The following is a 24,793-nucleotide window of genomic DNA, read 5'->3' on the forward strand; positions in this document are numbered from 1 at the left end:
GGCATGAGCTCCGTCGCCGATCGCATCACCGCCGGCGATCGAGCCCACGCCGCACTGCTCGAGGAGATCCAGTCCGGCGCCCTCCCCGCGGGGTTCGTGCTCGGCGAGGTCGAGCAGGCCGCCCGCCTCGGCATCAGCCGCACCCCGATGCGCGAAGCGCTGCGCCGCCTCGCCGCCGACGGCCTCGTCGTGCAGCAGTCGCCGCGCGTGACGGTGGTCGCCGACCTGGATGCCGACGACATCCGCGCGCTGTTCGAGATCCGCCGCGCGCTCGAAGAGACCTCCGCCCGACTCGCGGCCCAGCGGGGTGACGCCGCCCTCTTCGCCGCCCTCGCCGACGAGTTCGCGCACGTCGACCTCACCGCCGTCGAGGGCCGCGACGCGTACTACGCCCTGATCGCCCGCTTCGATGCCGCTCTCGACGGTGCGGTCGACAACGACTACATCGCCTCGGCCCTGCGCACCGTGCGCACCCACCTCGTGCGAGTCCGCCGCATGGCCCGCGACAAGCCGGCCCGCCTCGCAGCCTCAGCCGCCGAGCACCGAACGATCGCGCAGGCCCTCGCCGCCCGAGACGGCGACCTCGCCGCCCACGCCACGCACGTGCATCTGCACAATGCGCTGACCGGCATCCTCGACTCCCTGACCGCCAACCCAGAAGGTGTGAAATGACCGTCACCCACCACGTCCGCGTCCACCGCAGCGATGAGAACCTCGCCCGCGAAGACCAGCTCGCCTGGAAGATCGCCGAGGTCGCCGCCGACCCGGTCGAGGTCGAGCAGGACGTCACCGACATGATCATCAACCGCATCATCGACAACGCGTCGGTGGCCGCGGCATCCCTCACCCGCGGGCCCATCAACGCGGCTCGCACCCAGGCGTTCAGCCACCCCGTCTCGACCGGCGGCATCGGCGCCACGGTCTTCGGCGCGGCGCTCGACAACCGCACCAGCCCCGAGTGGGCGGCGTGGGCCAACGGCGTGGCCGTGCGCGAGCTCGACTATCACGACACGTTCCTCGCGGCCGAGTACTCGCACCCGGGCGACAACATCCCGCCGATCCTCGCCGTCGCCCAGCACGTGCAGGCCGACGGCCGCGCGCTGCTGCGCGGCATCGCCACCGGCTACGAGATCCAGATGGACCTCGTGCGCGCGATCTGCCTGCACAAGCACAAGATCGACCACGTCGCGCACCTCGGCCCGTCGGCCGCCGCCGGCATCGGCACGCTGCTCGGGCTCGACGTCGAGACGATCTACCAGGCCGTCGGTCAGGGCCTGCACACCACCACCGCCACGCGTCAGAGCCGCAAGGGCGAGATCTCGACCTGGAAGGCGCACGCCCCGGCCTTCGCCGGCAAGCTCGCCGTCGAGGCGGTCGACCGGGCGATGCGCGGTCAGACGAGTCCCGCGCCGATCTACGAGGGCGAAGACGGCGTGATCGCCTGGATGCTCGACGGCAAGGACGCCGCCTACGAGGTGCCGCTTCCTGCCGCGGGCGAGGCGAAGCGCGCGATCCTCGACTCGTACACGAAGGAGCACTCGGCCGAGTACCAGGCGCAGGCGTGGATCGACCTCGCCCGCAAGCTCGGCACCGAGAATCCGGCGCTGCGCGACCCCGCCAACATCGAGGCCATCGTGCTGCACACCAGCCACCACACGCACTATGTGATCGGCTCGGGTGCGAACGACCCGCAGAAGTACGACCCCACTGCATCCCGTGAGACGCTCGACCACTCGATCCCGTACATCTTCGCGGTCGCGCTGCAGGACGGCGGCTGGCACCACGTCGATTCGTACACCCCCGAGCGGGCCGGTCGCGCAGACACGGTCGCCCTGTGGCACAAGATCACCACGGCCGAGGATGCCGAGTGGACCCGCCGCTACCACTCCGAAGACCCCGACGTGAAGGCGTTCGGCGGGCGCGTCGAGTTCCGCCTCACCGACGGCACGACCGTGGTCGATGAGATCGCCGTCGCGGACGCGCACCCGCTGGGTGCTCGTCCGTTCGCCCGTGAGAACTACATCGCGAAGTTCCGCCTGCTGGCCGAGCCCGTGCTCGAGCCCGCGGAGATCGAGCGGTTCCTCGAGCTCGTGCAGCGTCTGCCCGAGCTCACGGCCGCGGAGGTCGGCGAGCTGTCGATCATCGCGAAGCCCGGCCTGCTCGAGGGCGCCGATGCCCCGAAGGGCCTGTTCTGATGCTGTATTCGCACGTCACCCCGGCCGAGAAGCGCCGTCTGTTCCGCGAACGGCTCGCGAGTGGCGAGCTGCTGCGCTTCCCCGGCGCGTTCAATCCGCTGAGCGCCCGACTGATCGAGCGAAAGGGCTTCGACGGGGTCTACATCTCGGGTGCGGTGCTCTCTGCCGACCTCGGGGTGCCCGACATCGGCCTCACCACGCTGACCGAGGTCGCCGGTCGGGCCAAGCAGATCGCGCGGATGACCGACATCCCCGCGATCGTCGACGCCGACACCGGTTTCGGCGAGCCGATGAACGTCGCCCGCACGATCCAGGAGCTCGAGGATGCCGGCCTCGCCGGCACGCACATCGAAGACCAGATCAACCCGAAGCGTTGCGGCCACCTCGACGGCAAGAGCGTCGTCGACGAGAGCACGGCGATCCGTCGCATCCGCGCCGCCGCCGACGCTCGACGCGACCCGAACTTCCTCATCATGGCGCGCACCGACATCCGCGCGGTCGAGGGACTCGAGTCCGCGATCGATCGTGCGAAGGCGCTGGTGGATGCCGGGGCGGATGCCGTCTTCCCCGAGGCGATGCGCACCCTCGGCGAGTTCGAGGCGATGGCGAATGCGCTCGACGTGCCGATCCTCGCCAACATGACCGAATTCGGCAAGAGCGATCTGTTCTCGGTCGACCAGTTGCGGGATGCCGGTGTGAACATGGTCATCTGGCCGGTGTCGCTGCTGCGCATCGCGATGGGCGCGGCGGGCGGTGCGCTCGATACGCTGAACGAGGAGGGGCACCTCACCTCGAAGCTCGGTGAGATGCAGCACCGTGCCGATCTCTACGACCTGATCGACTACGAGTCCTACAAGCAGTTCGACTCCGGCGTCGCAGGCTTCACCGTCACGAAGGAGTGAGCATGACCGAGCCGGACATCAAGAAGGGCCTCGCCGGGGTCGTCGTCGACACGACCGCGATCTCGAAGGTCAACCCCGAGACGAACAGCCTGCTCTACCGCGGTTATCCCGTGCAGGAGCTGGCGGCGACCCAGCCTTTCGAGGCGGTGGCCTACCTGCTGTGGCACGGCGAGTTGCCGACGGCCGACGAGCTGGCCGCTTTCCGCGCGGAGGAGCGCCTCCATCGCGCTCTGACCGACAGCGTGAAGACCGCGATCGACCTGGTTCCGCTCGACGCGCATCCGATGGACGAGGTGCGCACGGCGGTCAGCCTGATCGGTGCCTCCGACACGAACGCGGGCGGATCGGTGCTCGATGCCGGCGGCAGCCCGGAGGAGAACCTCGAGCGCAGCATCCGTCTGTTCGCCGCTCTCCCCGCGATCGTCGCGTACGGTCAGCGCCGCCGCCGGGGGCAGGAGACGATCGCGCCGCGCGACGACCTCGACTACTCGGCGAACTTCCTCTGGATGACGTTCGGCGAGGAGCCCGATCCTGTGGTCGTCGACGCGTTCAACCGCTCGATGATCCTGTATGCCGAGCACTCGTTCAACGCCTCGACGTTCACGGCCCGCGTGATCACCTCCACCCTCAGCGACCTCTACTCGGCGGTGGTCGGGGCGATCGGCGCGCTCAAGGGGCCGCTGCACGGCGGCGCCAATGAGGCTGTGCTGCACATCTTCGACGAGATCGGCGAGGCCTCGAACGTCGTGCCGTGGCTCGAGAAGGCGCTGGCCGAGAAGCGCAAGATCATGGGCTTCGGGCACCGCGTCTACAAGAGCGGCGACTCGCGGGTGCCGACGATGAAGGCGGCGCTCGACACCCTGGTCGAGCACTACGACAAGGCGGAGGTGGCAGAGCTGTACGACGCTCTCGAGTCGGAGTTCGTGGCGCGCAAGGGCATCTACCCGAACCTCGACTACCCGTCGGGTCCTGCCTACAACCTCATCGGCTTCGACACCCTCACCTTCACGCCGCTGTTCGTCGCGGCGCGGGTCACAGGGTGGACGGCGCACATCATCGAACAGGCCGGTGCGAACGCTCTGATCCGCCCGCTGTCGTTCTACGACGGCGTCGACGAACGCCACATCGAGAACTGATCGGCGCACCGGCCCGGGTCGACGAACCCGGGTCGGTCGCCGGATCGGATGCCGCACTCCGCGGCGCGACGTCAGCTCGCGCGCGGGAGGGTGCCCAGCTCCGTGCCGGACGCGTCCTTGATCACGAGGACGTCGCCGTCGATCTCGACCGCACGCACGCCCCGCATCCAGCCGTCCACTCCGGGGCACGCCTTCAGCGTCGAGGCGAATCGGGCGAGATCGACATGGTCGCCGTTCACCGAGTAGGTCGTCGTGATGCCGTTGCAGCCGTCACTGCCGTGCACCTCGCCGTCGGCGGTGAACTCGAGGTGCGGCTGACCGGAGGCATCCTCTCCCCACAGTCCGACGAGCTTCTCGACGACGGCGCTGTCTTCGCCGTTCGGGTCGGCGCTCGACGTCGGCGCACTGCTGGGGCCGCCGGTCGCGCAGGCTGCGCCCATCACGGCGAAGGCTCCCAGGATCGCGAGGCCGACGAGGGTGCGTGCTCTGCGGTGGGTGCTCATGGTGGCCATGGTAACCGTGTCGTCTGCGAACGCAATCCGTTGTGCGGCGGGCGGTCGTCCTGCCGTATCGCAAACGAGAGGGCCAGGTCAAGAGGCGAAATTCTGGTAAACAATTTCCCCATTCTGTGGATTTACTGGGTACGCTTCTGGAGATCCCTACTCGTCTCGACGAACAGGATCCTGCTTGTCGGGGGGCCAGCGTCGCAGTTCACGCCTCCACCGGGAGGCGAACGGTTCTGTGTGCACAGCACACTGCCGACTATGAAACTGACTGACGATCCGTGACCAGCAAGGACATACATCACATGAAGCACAGAGTGACAGGCCGCCGCCCACTGGCGCTGACGGCCGCCACCACGCTCGCCCTCTCGGGGCTCTTCCTCGGAGCGCCTGTGGCGTTCGCGGACGACTCCGCAGAAGCACCCGGACAGGACGCTCCTGCCCAGGTGCTGAACACGAAGGCGGACCTGGCCGAGGCCGACACCGACATGGTCGCGCTCGGTCAGACCGCAGGTGGCGAGAACGTCGTCGTCGTCACCGCCGACACCGGCAAGAGCGACGCCGAGATCACGCAGATCGCGAGCGACAACGGCGTCACCGACGCATCCGTCGTCAAGGTCGACACCGCACTCTCGTCCTTCGCCGAGGGCGACATCGTCGGCGGTCAGGGCTACCTCTCGGTGAGCCCCGATCTCGAGAGCTTCGTCGCCGGCGAGCCCGGGAGCAACGCCTGGTCGTGCTCCATCGGCTTCGCGGCCTTCACGCCCACCGGCGACCCGGCGCTCCTGAGTGCCGGACACTGCGCGTTCGATGAAGACGGCGAGCCGCTCCGCGACACCACGCTGACCGTTCCCAGCAGCGAAGACGCAGCCGGTGGCACCCAGACCGCGCTGCCGGCCACGATCGACCTGCTCGGTACGTTCGGCTTCGCTCAGTTCGGCGGCGGCGACGGCGGCCTCGGTTCGAACGGCGACACCACCGCGACGGACATCTCGACCATCGACATCAACGAGGCCGCAGGCTGGAACCCGGTACCGGCGGTCACCGACTGGACCACTGCCGGCGACTCGCTGAGCTCGCTCGCAGACAGCGTCATCGAGATCAAGTCCGTCGCGGCACCGACGCTCGGCGAGGTCTCGAAGAGCGGTCGCACGACCGGCTTCACCACCGGCGTCGTCGCCAGCGACGACATCCTCGACGGATGGGCCAACATCGACGGTCACTGGGTGCAGGGCTTCTCGAGCAACACGCTCGCAGGCCCCGGAGACTCCGGTGGATCGGTCATCCAGGGCAATGCGGCCGTCGGCCTCATCAGCGGTGGCACGGAAGCGACCGAGACCCAGGAGCAGTTCACCTGGGCGGCATCGCTTGTGACCGCCCTGCCGAAGACGGGTGGCTACCAGGTCGCTCTCGACCTCGACGCACCGGTCGTCACCAGCCCGACCGATGGCGCCGAGGTGCAGCCCGGAACGGCCATCACCGGAACCGCTCCCGGCGCGGAGAAGGTCACGGTCAGCGGCTTCGGCGCAGACCAGACCGTCCGCGTCGTCGACGGCGCGTTCTCGGTGGTCGGCCCGGTCGAGCTCGGCGAGCAGACCATCTCGGTCCGTGCCCGCACCGGCTTCAGCTCCTCCGAGACCGTCACGCTCGACGTGAAGGTCGTGCCGGCCCCGCTGGTCGCGCCGGTCATCACCTCGCCCGCCGACGGATCGACCGTCAACGAGACGGTCACCGCGATCAGCGGCACCGGCCTGCCGACCACCGCCATCACGGTGACCGACGCCCAGACCGATGACGTGCTCGGCACCACCGAGGTCGCCGCAGACGGTTCCTGGACCGTCGACGGACTCACCCTCGAGTACGGCTCGCACAGCGTCGTCGTGACGCAGACCCGCACGATCGACGGCGAAGACGAGGTCTCGCCTGAGGCCACCTCGTCGTTCTCGGTCATCCCCGTCTCGCCGGCCGTGACCTCGGTCGCGAACGGCGCGGAGTTCGCCCACAACGACGGTCCTTCCGGGCTCGCCGGCTCGGGCATCGACGGAGCGACCGTGACGGTGAAGCTCACCGGCGCCGAGCCGACCACGGCGAACACGGCGGCCCTCGCGGGCGCCTTCGCCGCGGCGAGCGGCACGTTCACGGCCACTGTCGAGGACGGCGCCTGGAGCGTCGACTTCGGTGCGGCTCTCGAGTCGGGCACCTACACGGTCTCGGCCACGCAGGCCATCGACGGCGTCTCGTCGGCTCCGACCGACCTGGCGTTCGCTGTTCTCGCCGCACCGGTCGCCGGCGGTGGCGGAGCCGCTCCCGCTCCCGGTGAGGGTGGCGCAGCCGCCCCGGGTGACGGCGGTCTCGCCGCGACCGGTTCCGACATGCTCGTCCCGCTGACGGCCGGAGCCATCGCGCTCGCCCTGCTCTCGGGCGGACTGCTGCTGGTCGTGCGTCGTCGCCAGCAGATTCAGAGCTGATCGCCTGATCACGATCTGACGGAGTGACCGGCCTCGGCCGTGAACCCCATCGCTGAGAAGCCCGGTATCGATCGATACCGGGCTTCTTCGCGTCTGCGGGGTGCTTCGTGGTGCAGGCGCGCGGGATGCCGGACACGCAGAAGGCCCGACATCGGAATCCGATGCCGGGCCCTCTCCTGTCGAGCCGAACCTCAGGCGAGCTCGATCACCGACCATGACAGCGGCGGCAGCGTCGCACGCACCGACCCGTCGACGACCTCGGCGGCGCCGAGCGGCACCATGTGCACGGCATCCTGCGTGGTCTCGAGGTTCGCGGTGCGACGGTCGCCGCCCTCGGGGATCGTCAGCGTCTCGGCGTTCACGACGCGGAGGCCGGTCAGGCCGCGCAGCTCGACGGTCAGGTCGCTCTCTTCGGTCAGCGAGCGGTTCGCGACGAAGACCACGACTCGTCCGGTCTCCTCGTCCCACGTGGCCGCGGCATCGACCGAGTCGACCCCGCCGTAGCGCTTCGTCTCGATCTGCGGAGCCGACACCGCGAGGCGCAGGATGCGGCCCTTGGCGAGACGGGCCATGCGCTCGAAGGGCCAGAAGCTCGTCTGACGCCAGGCCGGACCGTTCTCCTCCGAGCGGATCGGCGCGATCACGTTCACGAGCTGCGCCTGGTTCGCGATCTTCACGCGATCGCCATGACGCAGCAGGCTGTTGAGCAGCGTGCCCACGACGACGGCATCCGTCACGTTGTAGGTGTCCTCGATCAGGCGCGGGTGCTTCTTCCACCCGGCCTTCGCGATCTCGACCGACTCGACGTCGTTGAACTTCACCTGGTCCCACACGTTCCACTCGTCGAACGAGATGTCGACCTGCTTCGTGTGCTTGCCCGCCGCCTTCACCGCATCGATCGTCGCGATGACGCCGTCGATGAACGCATCCATGTCGACCGACTCCGCGAGGAACGACTCGGCGTCGCCGTCATGCTCCTGGTAATACGCGTGCATCGAGATGAAGTCGACCTCGTCGTACGCGTGAGTGAGCACCGTGTGCTCCCAGGTGCCGAACGTCGGCATCGACCGGCCGGACGAGCCGACGGCGACGAGCTCGATCGTCGGGTCGACGAGCTTCATGGCCTTGGCCGACTCCTGCGCCAGCCGCCCGTACTCCGTCGCGGTCTTGCCGCCGATCTGCCAGGGGCCGTCGAGCTCGTTGCCCAGGCACCACAGCTTGATGTCGAAGGGCTGCTCGGCACCGTTCTTGCGGCGAAGGTCCGACCAGTACGTGCCGCCCGGGTGGTTGGCGTACTCCACGAGCGACCTGGCCTCCTCGACACCCCGGGTGCCGAGGTTGATGGCCTCCATGACCTCGACGTCGGCATCCTTCGCCCAGTCCATGAACTCGTGCAGGCCGAAGGCGTTGGTCTCGATCGTGTGCCAGGCGCCGTCGATGCGCACCGGGCGGTCTTCGACCGGGCCCACCCCGTCTTCCCAGCGGTAGCCCGAGACGAAGTTGCCTCCCGGGTATCGGACCACGGTCGGACCCATCTCCTTCACCAGGGCGAGGACGTCCTGACGGAAGCCGCGCTCGTCGGCCTGCGGGTGCCCCGGTTCGTAGATGCCGGTGTACACGCAGCGCCCCATGTGCTCGACGAACGACCCGAAGAGCCTCCGGGGGACGTCGGCGATGGTGAAGTCGCGATCGATGGTGATGCGGGCCTGAGACATTGCTCTCCTTGTTTCTGGCTCTCGAGCCGGGTGGGGGACTACTGACCGCCGAAGCCGCTGGTCGCGACGCCCTTGACGATCTGCTTCTGGAAGATGATGAACACGATGATCAACGGCAGCGCCGCCAGCACGGCCTGAGCCATCACCTGGGCGTACTGCACGCCGTAGGCGCTGATCACCGTCTGGAGGCCGACCGGCAGCGTCATCAGCGTGGTGTCGTTGATGACGAGGAACGGCCAGAGGAAGTTGTTCCAGGCGCCGATGAACACGAAGATCGCGACGGATGCCAGGATCGGGCGCGACAGCGGCAGCACGATCGACCAGAAGATGCGCAGTCGGCTGGCGCCGTCGACCCGGGCGGCGTCTTCGAGCTCGATCGGGATCGCGTCGAAGAAGCGCTTCAGGATGAACACCATGGCAGGCGCCACGACCTGCGGCAGGATCAGGCCCCAGTAGGTGTCGATCATGTTGAACGCGAGCATCTCGTAGAACAGCGGGATGATGAGCACCTGCGGCGGCACGACGATCGAGGCGATGATGGCGACGAACAGCCACTTGCGACCGGTGAAGTCGAGCCGGGAGAAGGCGTAGGCGGCCAATGCCGAGATCGTGAGCGTGATCAGGGTCACGGCGATCGACGTCCACAGGCTGTTGAACGCCCAGGTGTAGACGTTGCCCTGCGACAGGATCGCGGTGAACGCCTCGATCGTCGGGCCCGAGGCGCCGATCCAGGACGGGTCGCCGCTGGCGGCATCCGTCTCGGTCTTGAACGCCGTCGCGATCGCCCAGAGGAAGGGCAGCAGCCAGCCGACCGCCAGGACGATGAGAACGACGAGTGCGCTGATGCGCAGCACGCCGAACGGCTTCTCGCCCGGCAGGTGCGGGCGACGGGCCCGCGCGGGCTTGGTCGTGGTGATGGTCTCGGTGAGAGTGGCGGTGGACATCACAGCTGCGACTCCTTCCGGCGGCGCGTGATCAGAGCCTGCGCGACGCCGATGATGACGATGAGGGCGAAGAACACATAGGAGATCGCGGCCGAGTAGCCGAATCGGTAACTGACGAAGCCGGCTTCGTAGATGTACTGGACGATCGAGCGGGTCGTGTCACTCGCGACACCGCCGAGCATCTGGTACGCCTGATCGAAGAGCTTGAGCGACGCCAGGATCTGCAGGATCAGGATCAGGACGGTCGCCGGTCCCAGCTGCGGAAGAGTGATCGACCAGAACTGGCGCCACGGCCCCGCGCCGTCGAGCGATGCCGCCTCGTACTGCTGCGGCGGGATGTTCTGCATCGCCGCGAGGTACAGCAGGAAGTTGAATCCGACCGTCCACCAGACGGTGGCGATCACGATCGACAGCATGTTGGTGTCGGGATTCTGGAGCCAGGCGAGCGGCTCGAGACCGAAGAACTCGAGGATGTTGTTCGCGGCACCGATCTGCGGGTTGAAGATCCACACCCAGATCTGCGAGATCACGGTCGAGGCGAGCAGGTACGGCATGAAGAACGACAGTCGCCACAGCCACTGACCCGGGATGCCGCGGTCGACGAGCGCCGCCATCAGCAGAGCGATCACGACGAGCGGCACAGTGGACAGCAGGGTGAACCACACCGTATTGCCCATCGACTGCCACATCTTCGGATCCGTCAGCGCCTCGGCGTAGTTCGCGAATCCGATGAAGGAGCCGCCGGCGCCCGTGAGCGATTGGTCGGTGAAGCTGAGGATGATGCCGTGCACGATCGGCCAGGCGAGGAACAGCACGAACGCGAGCAGGAACGGAGCGAGGAACGCCCAGCTGATGAGCTGCTCGCGGTTGCGGGAGCCGGCGCGACGGATCGGGATGGCGGCCTTGGAGCCGGTGACGATGGTGCGCGTGGAGTCGGTTGCCGTGGTCATGATGCGAACGTCCCCTCGGGGTCTGCCGGGTTGGGCTGACGGAGCAGGGTGTTCACCCGTGCCTCGAACCGGTCGATCGCCGCCGCGGGGTCATCGCCCGACAGCAGGACGCCCTGCACCGCGGCGCCGAACTCGCCCTGGAAGTTGGAGCCCGATCCGGTGAACCACGCGGTGGGGTCGTACACGACGTGCTGCGCGGCCTCGGCGTAGTGGGCCTGGGGGACGAGATCGGCGTACTCGGGGGACTCGGTGACCGGCAGGAAGGCGGGGATGTGCCCGGCCTCGGCCCAGCCGAACGAGCCCTTGAGCATGTCGGCGACGAACTGGTACGTCAGGTCGCGCTTCTTCTCGTCGGCGTTGGTCTGATGCGGCAGCACGAACGAGTGCGAGTCGGCGTAGACCGCCGGGGTGCCGTAGAGCGTGGGGATCATGGTCGCATCGAACGGGATCTCCGCGTTCTGCATGGTGCGGAGCTCCCAGACGCCGGTGAACAGCATGCCGCTCTTGCCGGTCGCGAACTCGGCGACGGCGCTGCCGTAGTCGGCCTGGGCGAGGGCGATCTCGCCGTCGAGCAGAGTGCGCATGAGCGAGAGGGACTCGACCGCGGCATCCTTGTCGATCACGGCCTTGCCGCCGGCGGGCAGCTCCATCGCACCGCCGTGCTGCGAGTAGAAGGTGTAGAAGAGGCGCCACATCTGCGCGCCGTCGCCGAGATATCCGTACGACAGCGCGTGGCCGTCGGCTTTGCCGCCGATCGTGCGCAGCTGCTCGACGAACTCCTCGGGAGACGACGTCTCTGCGAGGCGACCGTCGCTGTCGAGCACTCCGGCGGCATCGCAGATGTCGGTGTTGAACATCGCGACGAACGGATGCGCGTCGAGCGCGACGCTGTACATGTTCTCGCCGACGAAGCCCTTCTCCCAGATGGGCTTCGGGAACGTCGAGGCGTCGACGCCGAGGTCTGCCAGTCGGTCGAGATCCCACGGGTCGAGCAGACCGCCGGGGGCCCAGCCGACCGTGCGGGTGGCGTGCATGATCGCGACGTCGGGGGCGCGGCCACCGGCGCCCGCCATCGCGAGCTTCGTGTAGTACGGGGTGCCCCAGGCGAGCACGGTGGGGCGGATGCGGTACGCGTTCTGCGCCGCGTTCGCGGTGTCGAGCAGTTGCGACATGGTGACGCCGTCGCCACCCGAGAGCAGATGCCAGAACTGGAGGGTCGTGGTGTTCGAGCCCGGGACTGTTCCGGGGGCGCAGCCGGCGAGCAGCGCCGCGGCGGCCGTGACGGAGGCGGCAGTCAGGAACTGCCGTCTGGACATATCGAGCGGGGGCGTCATCGTCACTCCTTCGTGACAGCGGGCGGGGTCGGGGTACATCATTACATCGATGTAATCAGCGGCGCAAGAGTGAGCCGATGCTTCCGGGCCGCGTCAGGGGCGGTAGCCGCGCGGGGTGCCCCGCGTGCTGTCGCGCTCGAGCAGATGATGCGAGAGGGTGAGCGCGCGCGGGGGAGCGGAGCGGTCGTCCATGCGCGACTCGAGCAGCGTGAGGGCCGCGTCGGCGAACGCGCGACGATCGAAGGCGATCGTCGTGAGCGAGGGCGACGTGTACCGCGAGAACTCGACATCGTCGAAGCCCGTCACGATCACATCGTCCGGCACGCTCACGCCGTGATCGTGCAGCGCGTGCAGCGCTCCGAGCGCGAGCGAGTCGGTGAAGGCGATGATCGCGTCGAATGCCACACCCCGCCGGAACAGCGTGGCGACGCCATCCGCCCCACCCGTCATCGACCACGGCATCGGGTTGATCTCGAGAGCGGTGTCGCGCGGGATGCCGACCTCTCGCAGCGCGTCGTGCACGCCCTCGAGTCGCAGGCGACCTGTGGCGGTCGCGACCGCCGCGTCGTCATCGGCGCCGATCACCGCGATGCGGGTCGCCCCGCGAGACAGCACATGCCGGGTCACGTCAGCGGCGGCGCGGCGACTGTCGATCCGCACGTGGTCGGCCCTGTTCTGCTCGACCTCCCCGAGCACGACGAGCGGGGGCAGCCGGTCGGCGTACTTCAGCACGCTGTCCTCGAGGCGGATGGGGTTCAGGATCAGCCCGTCGACCAGGTGCGCGCGAGCGCGCGAGACGAGCTCCCGCTCGCGTTCGGGATCGGTCGCGGTCTCCTCGATCTGCACCGCCAGGCCCCGATCGTGCGCAGCGTCGACGATGCGATGCATCAGCTCGGCCGAGAACGCGGTGGCGAGGTCGGGCAGGGCCACGGCGATGATGCCCGAGCGGCCCTTGCGGAGCCCGCGGGCGTTGAGGTTGGGCACGAAGTCGAGCTCCACCATCGCCGACTCGACCCTGAGCCTCGTCGCCTCGCGAACGGCGACCGTGCCGGTGACGACGTTCGAGACCGTCTTGGGTGAGACGCCGGCAAGTGCGGCGACGTCCTTCATCGTCGCGCGCGGCGGCGGCATCGCAGTCATCCGGTCAGCCTATCCATGCGCATGCCGAGCGCGGTGCCTCTCCGATGGCGGGCGAGGCTGCCGTGGCTACTATGGCCCGATGACCATCGAACGCAACTGGGCCGGCAACCTCACCTATCGCGCATCCGCGATCGAGCACCCGAGCTCGATCGATGAGCTGCAGGGACTGCTCGCCCGGGGCGGGGCCGTGCGCATCCTCGGGTCGCGGCACTGCTTCAACGACATCGCCGACACCGACGGGGTGCTCATCGCGCTCGACCGGCTGCCCGTCGTGTTCGAGGTCGCCGACGCCCGTGACGCCGTGCGCGTGTCGGGCGGGCTGCGCTACGGGGACCTCGCCCCGCTGCTCGATGCCGAGGGGCTCGCGCTCGCGAACCTCGCCTCGCTGCCGCACATCTCGATCGCGGGAGCCGTCGCGACCGGAACGCACGGCTCGGGCGACGCGACGGGATCGCTGGCCTCCGCCGTGCGCGCGCTGACGATCATCACACCGGCAGGGGAGATCCGCTCGCTCGCTCGCGGAGACGACGACTTCGACGGCGCAGTCGTCAGCCTCGGCGCACTCGGAGCGGTCGTCGACGTGACGCTCGATGTCGAGCCCGCCTACGAGGTCGCCCAGCACGTGTTCGAGCATCCGTCGTGGGATGCGATCCTCGCCGACTTCGACGAGGTGACGAGCATCGGAACGAGCGTCAGCATCTTCTCGCGGTGGGAGCACACCGACGTCGCCGACCAGATCTGGGTCAAGCAGCGACAGCCCGAGGCGCGCGAGAACACCCGCGCCGATCTCTTCGACCGACTCGGAGCGGAGCCTGCGACAGCGAAGCGGCATCCGATCATCGGCGTCGACCCGGTGGCCTGCACCGAGCAGCTCGGAGTGCCGGGGCCGTGGTTCGAGCGTCTCGCGCACTTCAAGCTCGAGTTCACGCCGTCGGCGGGCGCCGAGATCCAGAGCGAGTACCTGGTGCCCCGCGCCGATGCGGTCGCCGCGATCCAGGCGGTCCGCACGCTCGCCGGCCAGATCGCGCCGCTGCTGCTCGTGAACGAGATCCGCACGGTCGCCCCCGACTACCTCTGGCTGAGCTCATCGCAGGGCACGGATGCCGTCGGCATCCACTTCACCTGGAAGCCCGACGAGGCGGCCGTTCGCGAGTTCCTGCCGACGCTCGAGGCGGCACTGCCCGAGACCGCCCGCCCGCACTGGGGAAAGGTGTTCACGCTCGATGCCGCCGAGGTGCGCTCTCGCTACTCGCGCTGGGATGACTTCGCCGACCTCGCGGCGCGGTTCGACCCGGAGCGCCGACTGGTGAACCCCTACCTGGAGCGCCTGGGCCTCTAGCGCCTGCCGCTGCCGCGGGATCCATTGCACCACCGGGGTTGTTCTCGGTAACATTCTCCGAGGCTCGGCCGACGGAGGTGTGCATGGCGAACGTCGGTTCAGACAAGCCCAACATCCGTCAGGTGGCGACCATCGCGGGCGTCTCGCACATGACGGTCTCGCGTGTTCTCAACGATCACCCGAACATCAAGCCCGACACGAAACGCCGCGTGCTCGAGGCGATCGAGGAGCTCGACTACCGCCCGAACCTCGTCGCGCGGGCTCTCGCCACGCAGCGCACCCGCCGGATCGGCGTGATCGTCGAGAGCGCGGTGGCGCACGGTCCGACCAGCATCCTGCGAGCCGTGGAGCTCTCCGCACGTGCCACCGGATACTCCGTCACGCCGATCGCTCTGCACGAGGGCGACCCGCTGTCTCCGCAGGAGGCGGTCGACAATCTCGTGACCCAGGGAGTCGATGCGCTCTGCGTCATCGCGCCCCGCTCGTCGTCCGTGGCGGCGCTGCGCCGCATCGCCATCACCGTGCCGATGCTGGTCGTCAAGGCAGACGCCGACCCGACGTTCCTCACCGTGTCGATCGACCAGCATGCGGGCACGACATCCGTGGTCGACCACCTCGTCGCACTCGGCCACCGCGACATCCTGCACCTCTCGGGTCCGCTCGACTGGCTCGACGCGAGGGCTCGGGAGCGGGCCTTCCATTCGCGGGCCAAGTCGTGGGGCATCCGCGAACGGCCCATCGTCGTCGGCGACTGGTCGGCCGACTTCGCCTACGACTTCGCGAAGGGGCTCACGCGGCTGCCCGACTACACGGCGATCTTCGCCGCGAACGACGACATGGCGATGGGGCTGATCCACGGTCTGCACGACCGGGGCTTCGAGGTGCCGCGGGATCTCAGCGTGGTCGGCTTCGACGACATCCCGCTGGCGCGGCACTTCATCCCGCCGCTCACGACGGTGCGCCAGGACTTCGGGGCGCTGGGCGTCGCGGTGGTCGAGATGCTGCGCGCGGCGATCGAAGGGCGGGACATCCCCACGCTCACCCGGATCCCGACCGAGCTCGTCGCCCGCGGCTCATCGGCCGCACCTCGGGAGGTGCGATGACCTCCGACCGTGGTCCCGCGCCGGTCGTGCGGCTTGCGGGCATCACGGTCGAGGTCCCCGGCGTGCGCGCGCTCGACGACGTCGACTTCCGGCTGTTCCCCGGCGAGGTGCATGCCGTCATGGGCGAGAACGCCGCCGGCAAGTCCACCCTGGTCGCGGTGATCACCGGCACCCTCGCGCCGGAGGAGGGCACGGTCCTCGTCGACGGCGAGCCCCGTCGGTTCTCGGGGGTCGCCGACAGTCGAGCGGCGGGGATCGCGACGGTGTTCCAGGAGACCCAGCTGAGCCCGAATCTCAGCGTCGCGGAGAACGTGATGCTCGGGCGGGAGCGCCGAGGACGGTTCGGCATCGACTGGCGGAGGACGAGAGCGGATGCCGCGGAGGCGCTGGCCAGACTCGGGCTCGACGGCCTCGATCCGAAGACGCCGCTCTCGCTGCTCACGCCTGCGCAGAAGCAGCTCGTCGCACTCGCGCGCGCGGTCGTCGACGAGCCGAGGGTGCTCGTCCTCGATGAGCCCACCTCCAGCCTCGACGTCGCCGAGGTCGCGACCCTGATGCGCGTCATCCGCGGTCTGCGGCAGCGGGGGGTCGCGATCCTGTTCATCTCGCACTTCCTCGAGCAGGCGTTCGCGATCAGCGACCGCATGACCGTGCTGCGCAACGGGCGGCGCGTGGGGGAGTATGCGACGCGAGACCTCGACCGGGCCGACCTGATCTCGAAGATGCTCGGCAAGGACATCGACAGCCTCCGAGCGCTCGGCTCTGAGCGCAAGGCCCACCACTACGCGTACGACGGAGAGCCCGCGATGCAGGCGTCCGGTGTGGGGCGACGCGGTGAGCTCGAGCAGATGGATGTCGAGATCCAACGCGGAGAGATCGTGGGCCTCGCGGGGCTGCGGGGTTCCGGGCGCACCGAGCTCGCGTCGCTGCTCAGCGGTTCGGCGCGGGCCGACAGCGGCGAGCTCTGGGTCGACGGCGAACGGGTGCAGCTGCGGAGCCCGTCGGCGGCGCTGCGACACCGGATCGCGCTGTCGGCCGAGAACCGGGGGACGCAGGGCATCATCGGCGAGCTCACGGCGCGCGAGAACATCATCCTGTCGCTGCAGGCGCTGCGCGGGTGGACTCGTCCGCTCTCGCACGCGGAGTCGCGGGGACTCGTCGAGACGTACGTCGAGGCCCTGCATCTGGATCCCGCCGACCTCGACCGCCCGGTCGGCCTGCTCTCGGGGGGAACCCAGCAGAAGGTGCTGCTGGCCCGTGCGCTGGCGGTGCGTCCGCACGTGCTGATCCTCGACGAGCCCACTCGGGGGATCGACATCGCGGCGAAGATCGATGTCCAGAGACGCATCAGCCAGCTCGCCGGTGACGGAGTGGCCGTGGTCTTCATCTCGTCCGAACTCGAAGAGGTGGTGCGGCTGAGCGATCGCATCATCGTGCTGAAGGACCGCGAGAAGATCGGCGAGCTCAGCAACGGTCCCGGTGTGACAGTCGACACCGTGGTCGAGATGATCGCCGCTGAGCTCAGTCACAGCGTCGAGCTGTGATCGGTAACAAGATCTTTCCCTTCATGCATCGTTGATTTTCGTTCGACCTCTTGTGTTCCAGAAATTGTTCCCGGTAACATCACCGCAGGACATGCGATGCAGGTGTCCTGCAATCACGATCGGACCATGACTGGTCCACCACCGCCGGAGTGACCACCGGCATCTCAACGAGGAGAAGAAATGTCCGCGAAGAAGCGCATTCGCATCGCGTTCGGCCTGGCAGCAGTCGGCGCACTCACCATCGGCCTTGCGGCCTGCTCGACCGGCGACTCGGGCGACGGGGGTGGCGACGGCGACGACGTCACCACGGTCGGCTTCGTGGCCGTCGGTCCCGAGGGTGCATGGCGCGAGGCCAACGAGCAGAACATCCAGGACACCTTCACGGAGGAAGCCGGATACGACCTCAAGTACGCACCCGCCACCAACCTCGACCAGAAGTCGCAGATCGACGCGTTCACGTCGTTCGTCGACGAGGGCGTCGATGTGATCCTGCTCTCGGCCACCGAGGCCTCGGGCTGGGAGGACTCGCTCAAGCGCGCACAGGAGGCGGAGATCCCCGTCATCCTGCTCGACCGCGGCATCGAGCCCGACGACGACAGCCTGTACGTCACCCGCATCGCTCCCGACAACGTCGAGGTCGCGAAGGAGGTCGGCACCTGGGCTGCGGCGACGTTCCCCGACGGAGGCAACTACGTCGTGCTCGAGGGCCCGGCCGGCGTCGGCGTCGTGAACGAGCGCAACACCGGCTTCGACGAGGGCCTCGGCGACTCGTCGCTCACCAAGCTCGACGCGCAGACGGCGAACTGGTCGGCGGAAGAGGGCAAGAGCGTCTTCGAGACGATGCTCAAGTCCTCGAACAACGACATCCAGCTCGTGTTCGCACAGAACGACGAGATGGGTCTCGGCGCTGCGCAGGCCGCTGAGGAAGCCGGCCTGGTGGTGGGCGAAGACGTCAAGATCGCCACGATCGACGGCACGAAGAACGCCATGCAGGCGCTCGCCGACGGCCAGCTCAGCTACGTGCACGAGTACAACCCGCTGTTCGGCGAGACGGCCCTCGAGGTCGTCGAGAAGGCTCTCGCGGGTGAAGACGTCGACTCGTACATCGTCGTCCCCAGCGAGGCGTTCGATTCCGCAGAGGCGGCACAGGCCGTGCTCGCTGACCGCAAGTACTGACCCCGCCGCCGGAGCGATCAGCCAGTGAGCCCGGGCGGTGCCGCCACAGCCGCACCGCTCGGGCTCTTCCGGAGGAGGAGACACCGATGAACGAAGCACTGCCCATCGTCGAGATGCGTGGGATCTCGATCGAGTTCCCTGGCGTGAAAGCCCTCGACAAGGTCGATTTCCGGCTGTTCCAGGGCGAGGTCCACGCGCTCATGGGCGAGAACGGCGCGGGCAAGTCGACCCTGATCAAAGCCCTGACCGGCGTCTACCGGATCGACTCCGGGTCGATCGTCGTCGCCGGGCAGGAGCGCAGCTTCGGCGGCGCCGGCGACGCGCAGGATGCCGGGATCTCGACGGTGTACCAGGAGGTCAACCTCGCCCCCAACCTCTCGATCGGCGAGAACGTGATGCTCGGTCATGAGACGCGAGGTGTGTTCGGCATCAACTGGACGGCCACCCACCGTGCTGCGACCGACGCCCTCTCCCGACTCGGCCTGGGGCACCTCGACACCCGCCGGCCGCTCTCGACCCTCTCGATCGCGCTGCAGCAGCTCGTCGCCATCAGCCGCGCGATGGCGATCAAGGCCAAGGTGCTCATCCTCGACGAGCCGACCTCCAGCCTCGACGCCGCCGAGGTCGAGGGCCTCTTCACCGTGATCCGGGCACTGCGAGACCAGGGGGTCGCGATCCTCTTCGTCTCGCACTTCCTCGATCAGGTCTACGCGATCAGCGACCGCCTGACGGTGCTGCGCAACGGACTGTACGAGGGTGAGTACCTCACCCGGGACCTCGACCGCCACGCTCTCATCTCGAAGATGATCGGCAAGGACCTCGATGCGCTCAAGTCGCTCGGAGGCAACCGCCGCCGCGCGCCACGCGAGGCCGATGAGAAGCCGCTGCTCGCGGCATCCGGAATCGCACGCCGCGGAGCGGTCGAGGCGACCGACCTCGACATCCGCCCCGGCGAGGTCATCGGCTTCGCCGGGCTGCTCGGCTCCGGGCGCACCGAGCTCGCCCGACTGCTCTACGGCGCCGACCGCACCGACGAAGGCACGATCGAGCTGCATGGACGCCGGGTCGACCTCAAGTCGCCCGCCGATGCGCTGCCTCGTCGGATCGCCTTCTCGACCGAGAACCGCCGCGACGAGGGGATCATCGGAGACCTGACCGTTCGCGAGAACATCATCCTCGCCGTGCAGGCGGAGCGCGGATGGGCGCGTCCCATGAGCCGCAAGGAGCAGGATGCGATCGTCGACCGCTACATCGCGCAGTTCAACGTCCGCCCGGCCGACCCCGACCGGATGATCAAGAACCTCTCCGGCGGCAACCAGCAGAAGGTGCTGCTCGGCCGCTGGCTCGCCACGCAGCCCGAGGTGCTGATCCTCGATGAGCCGACCCGCGGCATCGACGTGGGTGCGAAGGCCGAGATCCAGGAGGCGGTGGCCGAGCTCGCCGAAGACGGCGTCGCCGTGGTGTTCATCTCTTCCGAGCTCGAAGAGGTCGTGCGCCTCTCCGAGCGGATCGTCGTGCTGAAGGACCACCGGAAGATCGGCGAGATCCAGAACGGACCGGACGTCACCGCGCAGGTGATCGTCGATGTGATCGCCGCTCACGGAGTCGAGGCCGCTGCCGAGACGCTCGACGACACCGACGGCGCCGTGCCCGATAGCATCGCCCCCACGACCGACAAGGAGGCAGCGCGATGACCGCGTCAGCCGGCACCACCATCTGGCGGGACCTGATCCACAAGCCGTTCTTCTGGGGCATCGTGGCGATCTTCGCGCTGCTCGCCCTGAACGTGATCAAGGACCCGACGTACCTCGCGCTCTCGATCAACCCCAACAACGGCAACCTCGTCGGCAACCTCATCGACATCCTGCGCCAGGCGGCGCCGATCATGATGATCGCGATCGGGATGTCGCTCGTGATCGCCACCGGTGGCATCGACCTCTCGGTCGGATCTCTGATGGCCGTCGCCGGAGCCGTCTCGATGGAGTTCCTCAGCGCCGCAGGCGACTCCTTCGGCGCAGCGCTCGCCGCGGTAGGACTCGCGCTGGTCATCACCGGCATCCTGGGGGCGGTCAACGGCGTCCTCGTCGCCTATGTCGGCCTGCAGCCCTTCATCGCCACGCTCGTGCTCATGCTCGCCGGCCGAGGCATCGCCAAGGTGATCACCGGCGGGCAGAACACGACGGCATCCAACGATGCGTTCCGGTGGATCGCGAACGGCTTCGTGATCGGCATCCCCGTGGTGTTCATCCTCGCGGTGCTGATCGTGATCGCCGTCGGCTGGGTCGTCAGGCGCAGCGCGCTGGGCCTCATGATCGAGGCGATCGGCATCAACCCCCGGGCCAGCCGCATGGCGGGTATCAAGCCGAAGGGACTGCTGCTCACGGCCTACATCATGAGCGGCATCCTCGCCGGGATCGCGGGCATCATGTCGGTCGGCAGCGTCATGACCGTCGACATCTCCCGCACCGGCTACCAGCTCGAGCTCGACGCGATCCTCGCGGTCGTCATCGGCGGCGCATCGCTGGCGGGTGGCAAGTTCTCACTCAGCGGCGCCTTCGTCGGCGCGTTGCTCATCGCGACCCTCGACAAGACCGTGCTGTATCTCGGCGTCTCGTCGTCGGCGACCCCGGCGTTCAAGGCCATCGTGATCGTCGTGCTGTGTCTGCTGCAGTCGCAGCGCGTGCGCAGCTGGTTCCGGACGCGACGCAGAGCCCGCCCGGTCGAACAGATCATCGCGAAAGAAGAGGTGTCCGCATGAGCGTCATGACCGCCCCTCCGGCCCCTCAGGCGACGGAGAGCGTCGCCGACCGTCTGCGACGCATGATCACGGCGAACCCCTCGGTGCTGCCGACGATCGCCTCGGTGGTCATCTTCGTCGGCATGGTGATCTTCGGCGAGGTGGCCTACGGCCGCATCCTGCAGTTCAACACGCTGTCGAACCTGCTCATCAACAATGCGCACCTCATCGTGCTCGCGGTCGCGCTGACCTTCGTGATCCTCACGGGCGGCATCGACCTCTCGGTGGGATCGATCATCGCGGTCTCGTCGGTCGCCGGTGTGATGCTCTCGAACGCCGGCTGGAACGCCTTCGCCGTGATCGTCGCGATGATCGGCATCGGCGTGCTCTTCGGCATCGTCTCGGGAGTGCTGATCCGGTACTTCGACGTGCAGCCGTTCATCGCGACACTGGCGATGATGTTCCTCGGTCGGGGCCTCGCCTCGCTGCTCAGCACCAAGCCCGAGCGGCTGGGTGAGGAGTCGCCGATCCGCTGGATCGGCACCCAGCTGAAGATCATCGACGGCCCGAAGGTCAACGACCTCGTGATCACTCCCGCCGTGCTCATCGCGGTGATCGTCGTGGCCGCCGCGTTCTTCGTTCTGCACCGCACGCGCACCGGCCGCACCGTGTACGCGATCGGAGGATCGGAGAGCTCGGCGCTGCTCATGGGTCTGCCCGTGCAGCGCACCAAGGTGCTCGTCTACGTGATCAGCGGCGGTCTCGCCGGTCTCGCGGCGGTGCTCTACACCGCACGACTCGGCACCGCTCAGAACATCACCGGCATCGGGTGGGAGCTCGACGCGATCGCCGCGGCAGTGATCGGCGGCACCGTGTTGACAGGGGCTTACGGATACGTGCTCGGCTCGGTCGTCGGTGCGCTGGTGCTCGGTCTGATGAACGTGCTCATCACGCGTGACGGAGGCATCCCGCCCGAGATGACGACGATCATCACGGGCGGCATCCTGCTCGTGTTCGTGCTGCTGCAGCGGGCGGTCACCCGAAAACGGGAGTAGCTTCCGCTCCATCGCCTGAATGGCCCCATCTCGCACCGAGGTGGGGCCATTCGCATGTCTGAGCACCCTAAAGGTCCCATCTCGGAACACCGGTATTCGAGCTGCGGATGTCAGTAACGTCCTCATATGAAGACGTAACGTTGTCGTTCGTGACCGATGGCGTGCGATGACGGATGTGGATACCGACGAGCTGCGCGCCTTCGCGACGAAGGCCGCCAGTCTGCGGGGCGACTTCGGCTCGGCGGTGGTCGCGCAGTCGTCGGGGCTGGGCGCACGCTCGATCACCGCAGCGGTGGCGCGATTCGGCGACGCATGGACGACGGCACTGGGGCGCCGTCTCGCGGACGTCGACATGGTGGCGGAGAACCTGCGGCAGACAGCCGAGGTGTTCGACCGGGGCGATGAGGCGTCGAGCAGCGAACTCGACCAGATGATCTGGGCCGAGAGCGACTACTGATGTCCGAGCTGGGGATGACGAACGACCCGGTCGCGCTGATACCGGGCTCGTATGCCGCGGCGCATACGGTCGCGTCCGCGTGGCGGTCTCGGTCCGAGGCCGCCACTGCCCTTCGGGACGGGTTGCGGGGCCTCGAGGTCGATTCCGCGTGGACGGGGTACCCGTATGAGAAGTACCTCGAGCGGGCGGAATACGTGCGGTCGTCGTGGCAGAGGTGCGGCGAGTACTTGATGAGTGGCGCCGCCGCTCTGTCGGCCTATGGCGATGCTCTGCGATGGGCGCAGGACGAAGCCGCACGCGCCATCGACCTGTGGGAGCAGGCGGAAGCAGCGACGATCGCTTCACGCCAGGAGCACCAGGTGAAGGTGCGTGAGCTGGAACGCGACCTTCACCTGCGACACGTCGAACTCGACGTCCCGTTCGTCGACGGCGGCGCGGACCTGCGCGCGCAGGCGGTCGACGTCTTGACGAACGCACGGGGTGTGCTGGATCGCTACGCCGTCGACGCTGCCAACGCCATCCACGCAGCGGCGGATGCCGCGCCCCTGCAGACGCCGAAGCAGGCCGAAGCCGCGACGAACCGGGCAGTCGTCGGGGCGGTCGGCTCGATCATGTTCGAGACCGCCGTACTCAACCCGGCGATCGAGCAACTGAACTTCATCGCCTCGATGGGCAACGCGCTCATCAACCACCCCGACATCCTTCTCGAACTCCTCGGCGGAGTCGCGCTCGTGGTCGGTGGCGGCACGATGATCGGCGGCGGAGGTGCGCTCGCGATCACCGGGGTCGGCGCAGCCCCGGGTGGCGGCCTGGCGTGGGCCGGCGCGGGGGTCGTCGGGGCCGGGGTCGCGGCTGCCGGGCACGCCGGCATTCGCTGGATGAACGAGGCGACCGGGGATGATGCGGTCCGCGTCGTGGAGCGCCCGCCACCCCACCCCGAACACGGGGGCCGTGACATCAAGGGCCACTGGAACGGCGACGGGCAACGCCCTTGGGTCGATACCGAGAAGATCGGGTTGGATCGAGTCGCTGACAGACGCAGCGTCGAGGTCATCCACGACAAAGTTCGTGCGACCATCGACGGGTACCGTCACAAGCCCGACGCGACGTCAGATCAACACCGCTACTACGACGGCCTCTACGAGAATGCCGATGGGACATACACCGGCATCGAGGTCAAGGGCGGCACCGGCAGCCGTGACGCAGCCCAAAAGGGATTCGACAGCACGGTCAGTCCCGAACGCCCCGCGACCGCCACCCTCAACGGCAAGACGATACAGATCACCCGAGTGGTCCTGGAGACTGTGAAATGAGTACACCTACGCATATCGACCAGATCAATGGTGAGAGCCGTGGCCCTTTCGTCGACTACGTCCGCCCGTACCCGGAGCAACTGCGGGCGTCACTGAAGGGCATGAACGGATCCACGTTCTGGTCCTACAGTCTGTGGCGTGCGCCCGAAGGTGCGGACCTCCTCGAGGACATCCCGTTCAGTGAGGAGTACATGCAGTGCGCGGGAACCGCTGAGGCGCTGGCGCTGGAGGTGCGCCGTATCGAGGCCGACGGCACTCCCCACCAGTACGCGATCGGCAAGCCCGGTGGTCACCGCACCGGGGAGCCCACCGAGGTGATCCACTACGACGACGGTCGCCACAGCACCACGGTCTACCCGCACGAGGTCTTCACCGCCGACGAGGCGGCGGTCGTCTTCTACACGTACTTCCTCACCGACGACGTGTCTCAGCCCTACGAGCTCCGCGATCTGCACCTGAGCTGGCCGAAACCCGGCACCGAAGAGGGCGCCGGCTGATGCGCATCCGTGTCGAGCACGAACCGCTCGCCCAGTCGATCGCGACGCTGGCCGACACCGCGCAGCAGATCCGAGCGCTCCTTGACGACCTGGACGCCGAAGCAACCGGGCTGAGACAACTGTGGACCGGGGCCGCCCAAGATGCCTACTCCCGCGCTCACCGCGAATGGAACGAGTGTGCCGGCGACATGCAGACCGCTCTCACCAGCGCCGCCACCGCGGCCGCCCGCGCGCAAGCACGCACTCGCGAGGCCGAGGCTCACGTCGCCGACCTCTGGAGCTGAC

General features: G+C 68.2%; 22 protein-coding genes. 16 read left to right on the forward strand and 6 right to left on the reverse strand.

Annotated features, from left to right (window positions below):
- The first annotated feature begins 3 nt into the window (after positions 1-3).
- From BEP68_RS17050 to BEP68_RS17065, 4 genes are read left to right on the forward strand one after another with little or no spacing between them, the layout of a single operon-like run.
- A complete protein-coding gene (locus BEP68_RS17050; RefSeq protein WP_056280558.1) occupies positions 4-672 on the forward strand; it encodes a GntR family transcriptional regulator in 669 nt (222 codons plus the stop codon).
- Positions 669-2,195 (forward strand): MmgE/PrpD family protein, encoded by a 1,527-nt coding sequence (locus BEP68_RS17055; protein ID WP_187250667.1) that lies wholly within the window; start codon positions 669-671, stop codon positions 2,193-2,195. Before BEP68_RS17050 ends, BEP68_RS17055 begins: the two co-directional genes overlap by 4 nt.
- On the forward strand, positions 2,195-3,097 hold the full coding sequence (prpB, locus tag BEP68_RS17060) for a methylisocitrate lyase (protein WP_187250668.1): 903 nt from the start codon (positions 2,195-2,197) through the stop codon (positions 3,095-3,097). The genes BEP68_RS17055 and prpB overlap by 1 nt, the downstream gene beginning before the upstream one ends.
- Positions 3,098-3,099: 2 nt before the next feature.
- On the forward strand, positions 3,100-4,233 hold the full coding sequence (locus tag BEP68_RS17065) for a bifunctional 2-methylcitrate synthase/citrate synthase (RefSeq protein WP_187250669.1): 1,134 nt from the start codon (positions 3,100-3,102) through the stop codon (positions 4,231-4,233).
- A 71-nt stretch (positions 4,234-4,304) separates the two neighbouring features.
- On the opposite strand, the gene BEP68_RS17070 is transcribed toward BEP68_RS17065, so the two are convergent.
- Positions 4,305-4,736, reverse strand: coding sequence for an META domain-containing protein (locus BEP68_RS17070; protein ID WP_187250670.1), 432 nt, complete (start codon positions 4,734-4,736; stop codon positions 4,305-4,307).
- Between the two features lie 305 nt (positions 4,737-5,041).
- On the opposite strand from BEP68_RS17070, the gene BEP68_RS17075 reads away from it, so the two are divergent.
- Positions 5,042-7,204, forward strand: a complete 2,163-nt coding sequence (locus tag BEP68_RS17075; RefSeq protein ID WP_187250671.1) for an LPXTG cell wall anchor domain-containing protein — start codon at positions 5,042-5,044, stop codon at positions 7,202-7,204.
- 191 nt (positions 7,205-7,395) lie between these two features.
- On the opposite strand, the gene BEP68_RS17080 is transcribed toward BEP68_RS17075, so the two are convergent.
- From BEP68_RS17080 to BEP68_RS17100, 5 genes are all read right to left on the reverse strand, one after another.
- Positions 7,396-8,919, reverse strand: a complete 1,524-nt coding sequence (locus tag BEP68_RS17080) for an alpha-N-arabinofuranosidase (protein ID WP_187250672.1) — start codon at positions 8,917-8,919, stop codon at positions 7,396-7,398.
- A 38-nt stretch (positions 8,920-8,957) separates the two neighbouring features.
- The gene (locus tag BEP68_RS17085; protein ID WP_053097912.1) at positions 8,958-9,863 is read right to left on the reverse strand and encodes a carbohydrate ABC transporter permease; all 906 of its coding nucleotides are present in this window, start codon (positions 9,861-9,863) and stop codon (positions 8,958-8,960) included.
- Positions 9,863-10,813 carry a carbohydrate ABC transporter permease gene (locus BEP68_RS17090; RefSeq protein ID WP_053097910.1) on the reverse strand — a complete coding sequence of 317 codons (951 nt, stop codon included), beginning with the start codon at positions 10,811-10,813 and terminating at the stop codon, positions 9,863-9,865. Before BEP68_RS17090 ends, BEP68_RS17085 begins: the two co-directional genes overlap by 1 nt.
- Positions 10,810-12,147 carry an extracellular solute-binding protein gene (locus tag BEP68_RS17095; protein ID WP_053099262.1) on the reverse strand — a complete coding sequence of 446 codons (1,338 nt, stop codon included), beginning with the start codon at positions 12,145-12,147 and terminating at the stop codon, positions 10,810-10,812. Before BEP68_RS17095 ends, BEP68_RS17090 begins: the two co-directional genes overlap by 4 nt.
- 93 nt (positions 12,148-12,240) lie before the next feature.
- The gene (locus tag BEP68_RS17100; protein WP_187250673.1) at positions 12,241-13,287 is read right to left on the reverse strand and encodes a LacI family DNA-binding transcriptional regulator; all 1,047 of its coding nucleotides are present in this window, start codon (positions 13,285-13,287) and stop codon (positions 12,241-12,243) included.
- Between the two features lie 79 nt (positions 13,288-13,366).
- Between BEP68_RS17100 and BEP68_RS17105 the strand changes: the two genes are divergently transcribed.
- The 11 genes from BEP68_RS17105 (at position 13,367) to BEP68_RS17155 (ending at position 24,792) form a co-directional block, all read left to right on the forward strand.
- Positions 13,367-14,626 (forward strand): D-arabinono-1,4-lactone oxidase, encoded by a 1,260-nt coding sequence (locus BEP68_RS17105; RefSeq protein ID WP_187250674.1) that lies wholly within the window; start codon positions 13,367-13,369, stop codon positions 14,624-14,626.
- 83 nt (positions 14,627-14,709) lie between these two features.
- A complete protein-coding gene (locus tag BEP68_RS17110) occupies positions 14,710-15,729 on the forward strand; it encodes a LacI family DNA-binding transcriptional regulator (RefSeq protein ID WP_053097905.1) in 1,020 nt (339 codons plus the stop codon).
- Complete coding sequence (locus BEP68_RS17115) at positions 15,726-17,273, forward strand: sugar ABC transporter ATP-binding protein (RefSeq protein WP_187250675.1); 1,548 nt, start codon at positions 15,726-15,728, stop codon at positions 17,271-17,273. The genes BEP68_RS17110 and BEP68_RS17115 overlap by 4 nt, the downstream gene beginning before the upstream one ends.
- Before the next feature lie 180 nt (positions 17,274-17,453).
- Positions 17,454-18,449, forward strand: a complete 996-nt coding sequence (locus tag BEP68_RS17120) for a substrate-binding domain-containing protein (protein ID WP_053097901.1) — start codon at positions 17,454-17,456, stop codon at positions 18,447-18,449.
- Between the two features lie 86 nt (positions 18,450-18,535).
- Positions 18,536-20,143 carry a sugar ABC transporter ATP-binding protein gene (locus BEP68_RS17125; protein WP_187250676.1) on the forward strand — a complete coding sequence of 536 codons (1,608 nt, stop codon included), beginning with the start codon at positions 18,536-18,538 and terminating at the stop codon, positions 20,141-20,143.
- Positions 20,140-21,207 carry an ABC transporter permease gene (locus tag BEP68_RS17130; RefSeq protein WP_053097897.1) on the forward strand — a complete coding sequence of 356 codons (1,068 nt, stop codon included), beginning with the start codon at positions 20,140-20,142 and terminating at the stop codon, positions 21,205-21,207. Before BEP68_RS17125 ends, BEP68_RS17130 begins: the two co-directional genes overlap by 4 nt.
- Positions 21,204-22,241, forward strand: coding sequence for an ABC transporter permease (locus tag BEP68_RS17135; protein WP_072591968.1), 1,038 nt, complete (start codon positions 21,204-21,206; stop codon positions 22,239-22,241). The genes BEP68_RS17130 and BEP68_RS17135 overlap by 4 nt, the downstream gene beginning before the upstream one ends.
- Positions 22,242-22,407: 166 nt before the next feature.
- Positions 22,408-22,698 carry a type VII secretion target gene (locus BEP68_RS17140; protein ID WP_187250677.1) on the forward strand — a complete coding sequence of 97 codons (291 nt, stop codon included), beginning with the start codon at positions 22,408-22,410 and terminating at the stop codon, positions 22,696-22,698.
- A complete protein-coding gene (locus BEP68_RS17145; protein ID WP_187250678.1) occupies positions 22,698-24,011 on the forward strand; it encodes a putative T7SS-secreted protein in 1,314 nt (437 codons plus the stop codon). The genes BEP68_RS17140 and BEP68_RS17145 overlap by 1 nt, the downstream gene beginning before the upstream one ends.
- Positions 24,008-24,508 (forward strand): hypothetical protein, encoded by a 501-nt coding sequence (locus BEP68_RS17150; RefSeq protein ID WP_187250679.1) that lies wholly within the window; start codon positions 24,008-24,010, stop codon positions 24,506-24,508. Before BEP68_RS17145 ends, BEP68_RS17150 begins: the two co-directional genes overlap by 4 nt.
- The gene (locus BEP68_RS17155) at positions 24,508-24,792 is read left to right on the forward strand and encodes a WXG100 family type VII secretion target (protein ID WP_187250680.1); all 285 of its coding nucleotides are present in this window, start codon (positions 24,508-24,510) and stop codon (positions 24,790-24,792) included. Before BEP68_RS17150 ends, BEP68_RS17155 begins: the two co-directional genes overlap by 1 nt.
- Position 24,793: the final 1 nt, after the last annotated feature.

The sequence above is a fragment of the Microbacterium sp. 4-7 genome, from assembly GCF_014332665.1.
In the GTDB taxonomy this organism is placed as follows: Bacteria; Actinomycetota; Actinomycetes; order Actinomycetales; family Microbacteriaceae; genus Microbacterium.

Coding starts and splice junctions, on each gene's coding strand:
- BEP68_RS17140 (WP_187250677.1), top strand. CDS start 22,408: ATGACGGATGTGGATACCGACGAGCTGCGCGCCTTCGCGACGAAGGCC.
- BEP68_RS17115 (WP_187250675.1), top strand. CDS start 15,726: ATGACCTCCGACCGTGGTCCCGCGCCGGTCGTGCGGCTTGCGGGCATC.
- BEP68_RS17070 (WP_187250670.1), bottom strand. CDS start 4,736: ATGAGCACCCACCGCAGAGCACGCACCCTCGTCGGCCTCGCGATCCTG.
- BEP68_RS17155 (WP_187250680.1), top strand. CDS start 24,508: ATGCGCATCCGTGTCGAGCACGAACCGCTCGCCCAGTCGATCGCGACG.
- BEP68_RS17120 (WP_053097901.1), top strand. CDS start 17,454: ATGTCCGCGAAGAAGCGCATTCGCATCGCGTTCGGCCTGGCAGCAGTC.
- BEP68_RS17090 (WP_053097910.1), bottom strand. CDS start 10,813: ATGACCACGGCAACCGACTCCACGCGCACCATCGTCACCGGCTCCAAG.
- BEP68_RS17150 (WP_187250679.1), top strand. CDS start 24,008: ATGAGTACACCTACGCATATCGACCAGATCAATGGTGAGAGCCGTGGC.
- BEP68_RS17100 (WP_187250673.1), bottom strand. CDS start 13,287: ATGACTGCGATGCCGCCGCCGCGCGCGACGATGAAGGACGTCGCCGCA.
- BEP68_RS17075 (WP_187250671.1), top strand. CDS start 5,042: ATGAAGCACAGAGTGACAGGCCGCCGCCCACTGGCGCTGACGGCCGCC.
- BEP68_RS17110 (WP_053097905.1), top strand. CDS start 14,710: ATGGCGAACGTCGGTTCAGACAAGCCCAACATCCGTCAGGTGGCGACC.
- BEP68_RS17085 (WP_053097912.1), bottom strand. CDS start 9,863: ATGTCCACCGCCACTCTCACCGAGACCATCACCACGACCAAGCCCGCG.
- BEP68_RS17065 (WP_187250669.1), top strand. CDS start 3,100: ATGACCGAGCCGGACATCAAGAAGGGCCTCGCCGGGGTCGTCGTCGAC.
- BEP68_RS17050 (WP_056280558.1), top strand. CDS start 4: ATGAGCTCCGTCGCCGATCGCATCACCGCCGGCGATCGAGCCCACGCC.
- BEP68_RS17095 (WP_053099262.1), bottom strand. CDS start 12,147: ATGACGCCCCCGCTCGATATGTCCAGACGGCAGTTCCTGACTGCCGCC.
- BEP68_RS17125 (WP_187250676.1), top strand. CDS start 18,536: ATGAACGAAGCACTGCCCATCGTCGAGATGCGTGGGATCTCGATCGAG.
- BEP68_RS17130 (WP_053097897.1), top strand. CDS start 20,140: ATGACCGCGTCAGCCGGCACCACCATCTGGCGGGACCTGATCCACAAG.
- BEP68_RS17145 (WP_187250678.1), top strand. CDS start 22,698: ATGTCCGAGCTGGGGATGACGAACGACCCGGTCGCGCTGATACCGGGC.
- prpB (WP_187250668.1), top strand. CDS start 2,195: ATGCTGTATTCGCACGTCACCCCGGCCGAGAAGCGCCGTCTGTTCCGC.
- BEP68_RS17080 (WP_187250672.1), bottom strand. CDS start 8,919: ATGTCTCAGGCCCGCATCACCATCGATCGCGACTTCACCATCGCCGAC.
- BEP68_RS17105 (WP_187250674.1), top strand. CDS start 13,367: ATGACCATCGAACGCAACTGGGCCGGCAACCTCACCTATCGCGCATCC.
- BEP68_RS17135 (WP_072591968.1), top strand. CDS start 21,204: ATGAGCGTCATGACCGCCCCTCCGGCCCCTCAGGCGACGGAGAGCGTC.
- BEP68_RS17055 (WP_187250667.1), top strand. CDS start 669: ATGACCGTCACCCACCACGTCCGCGTCCACCGCAGCGATGAGAACCTC.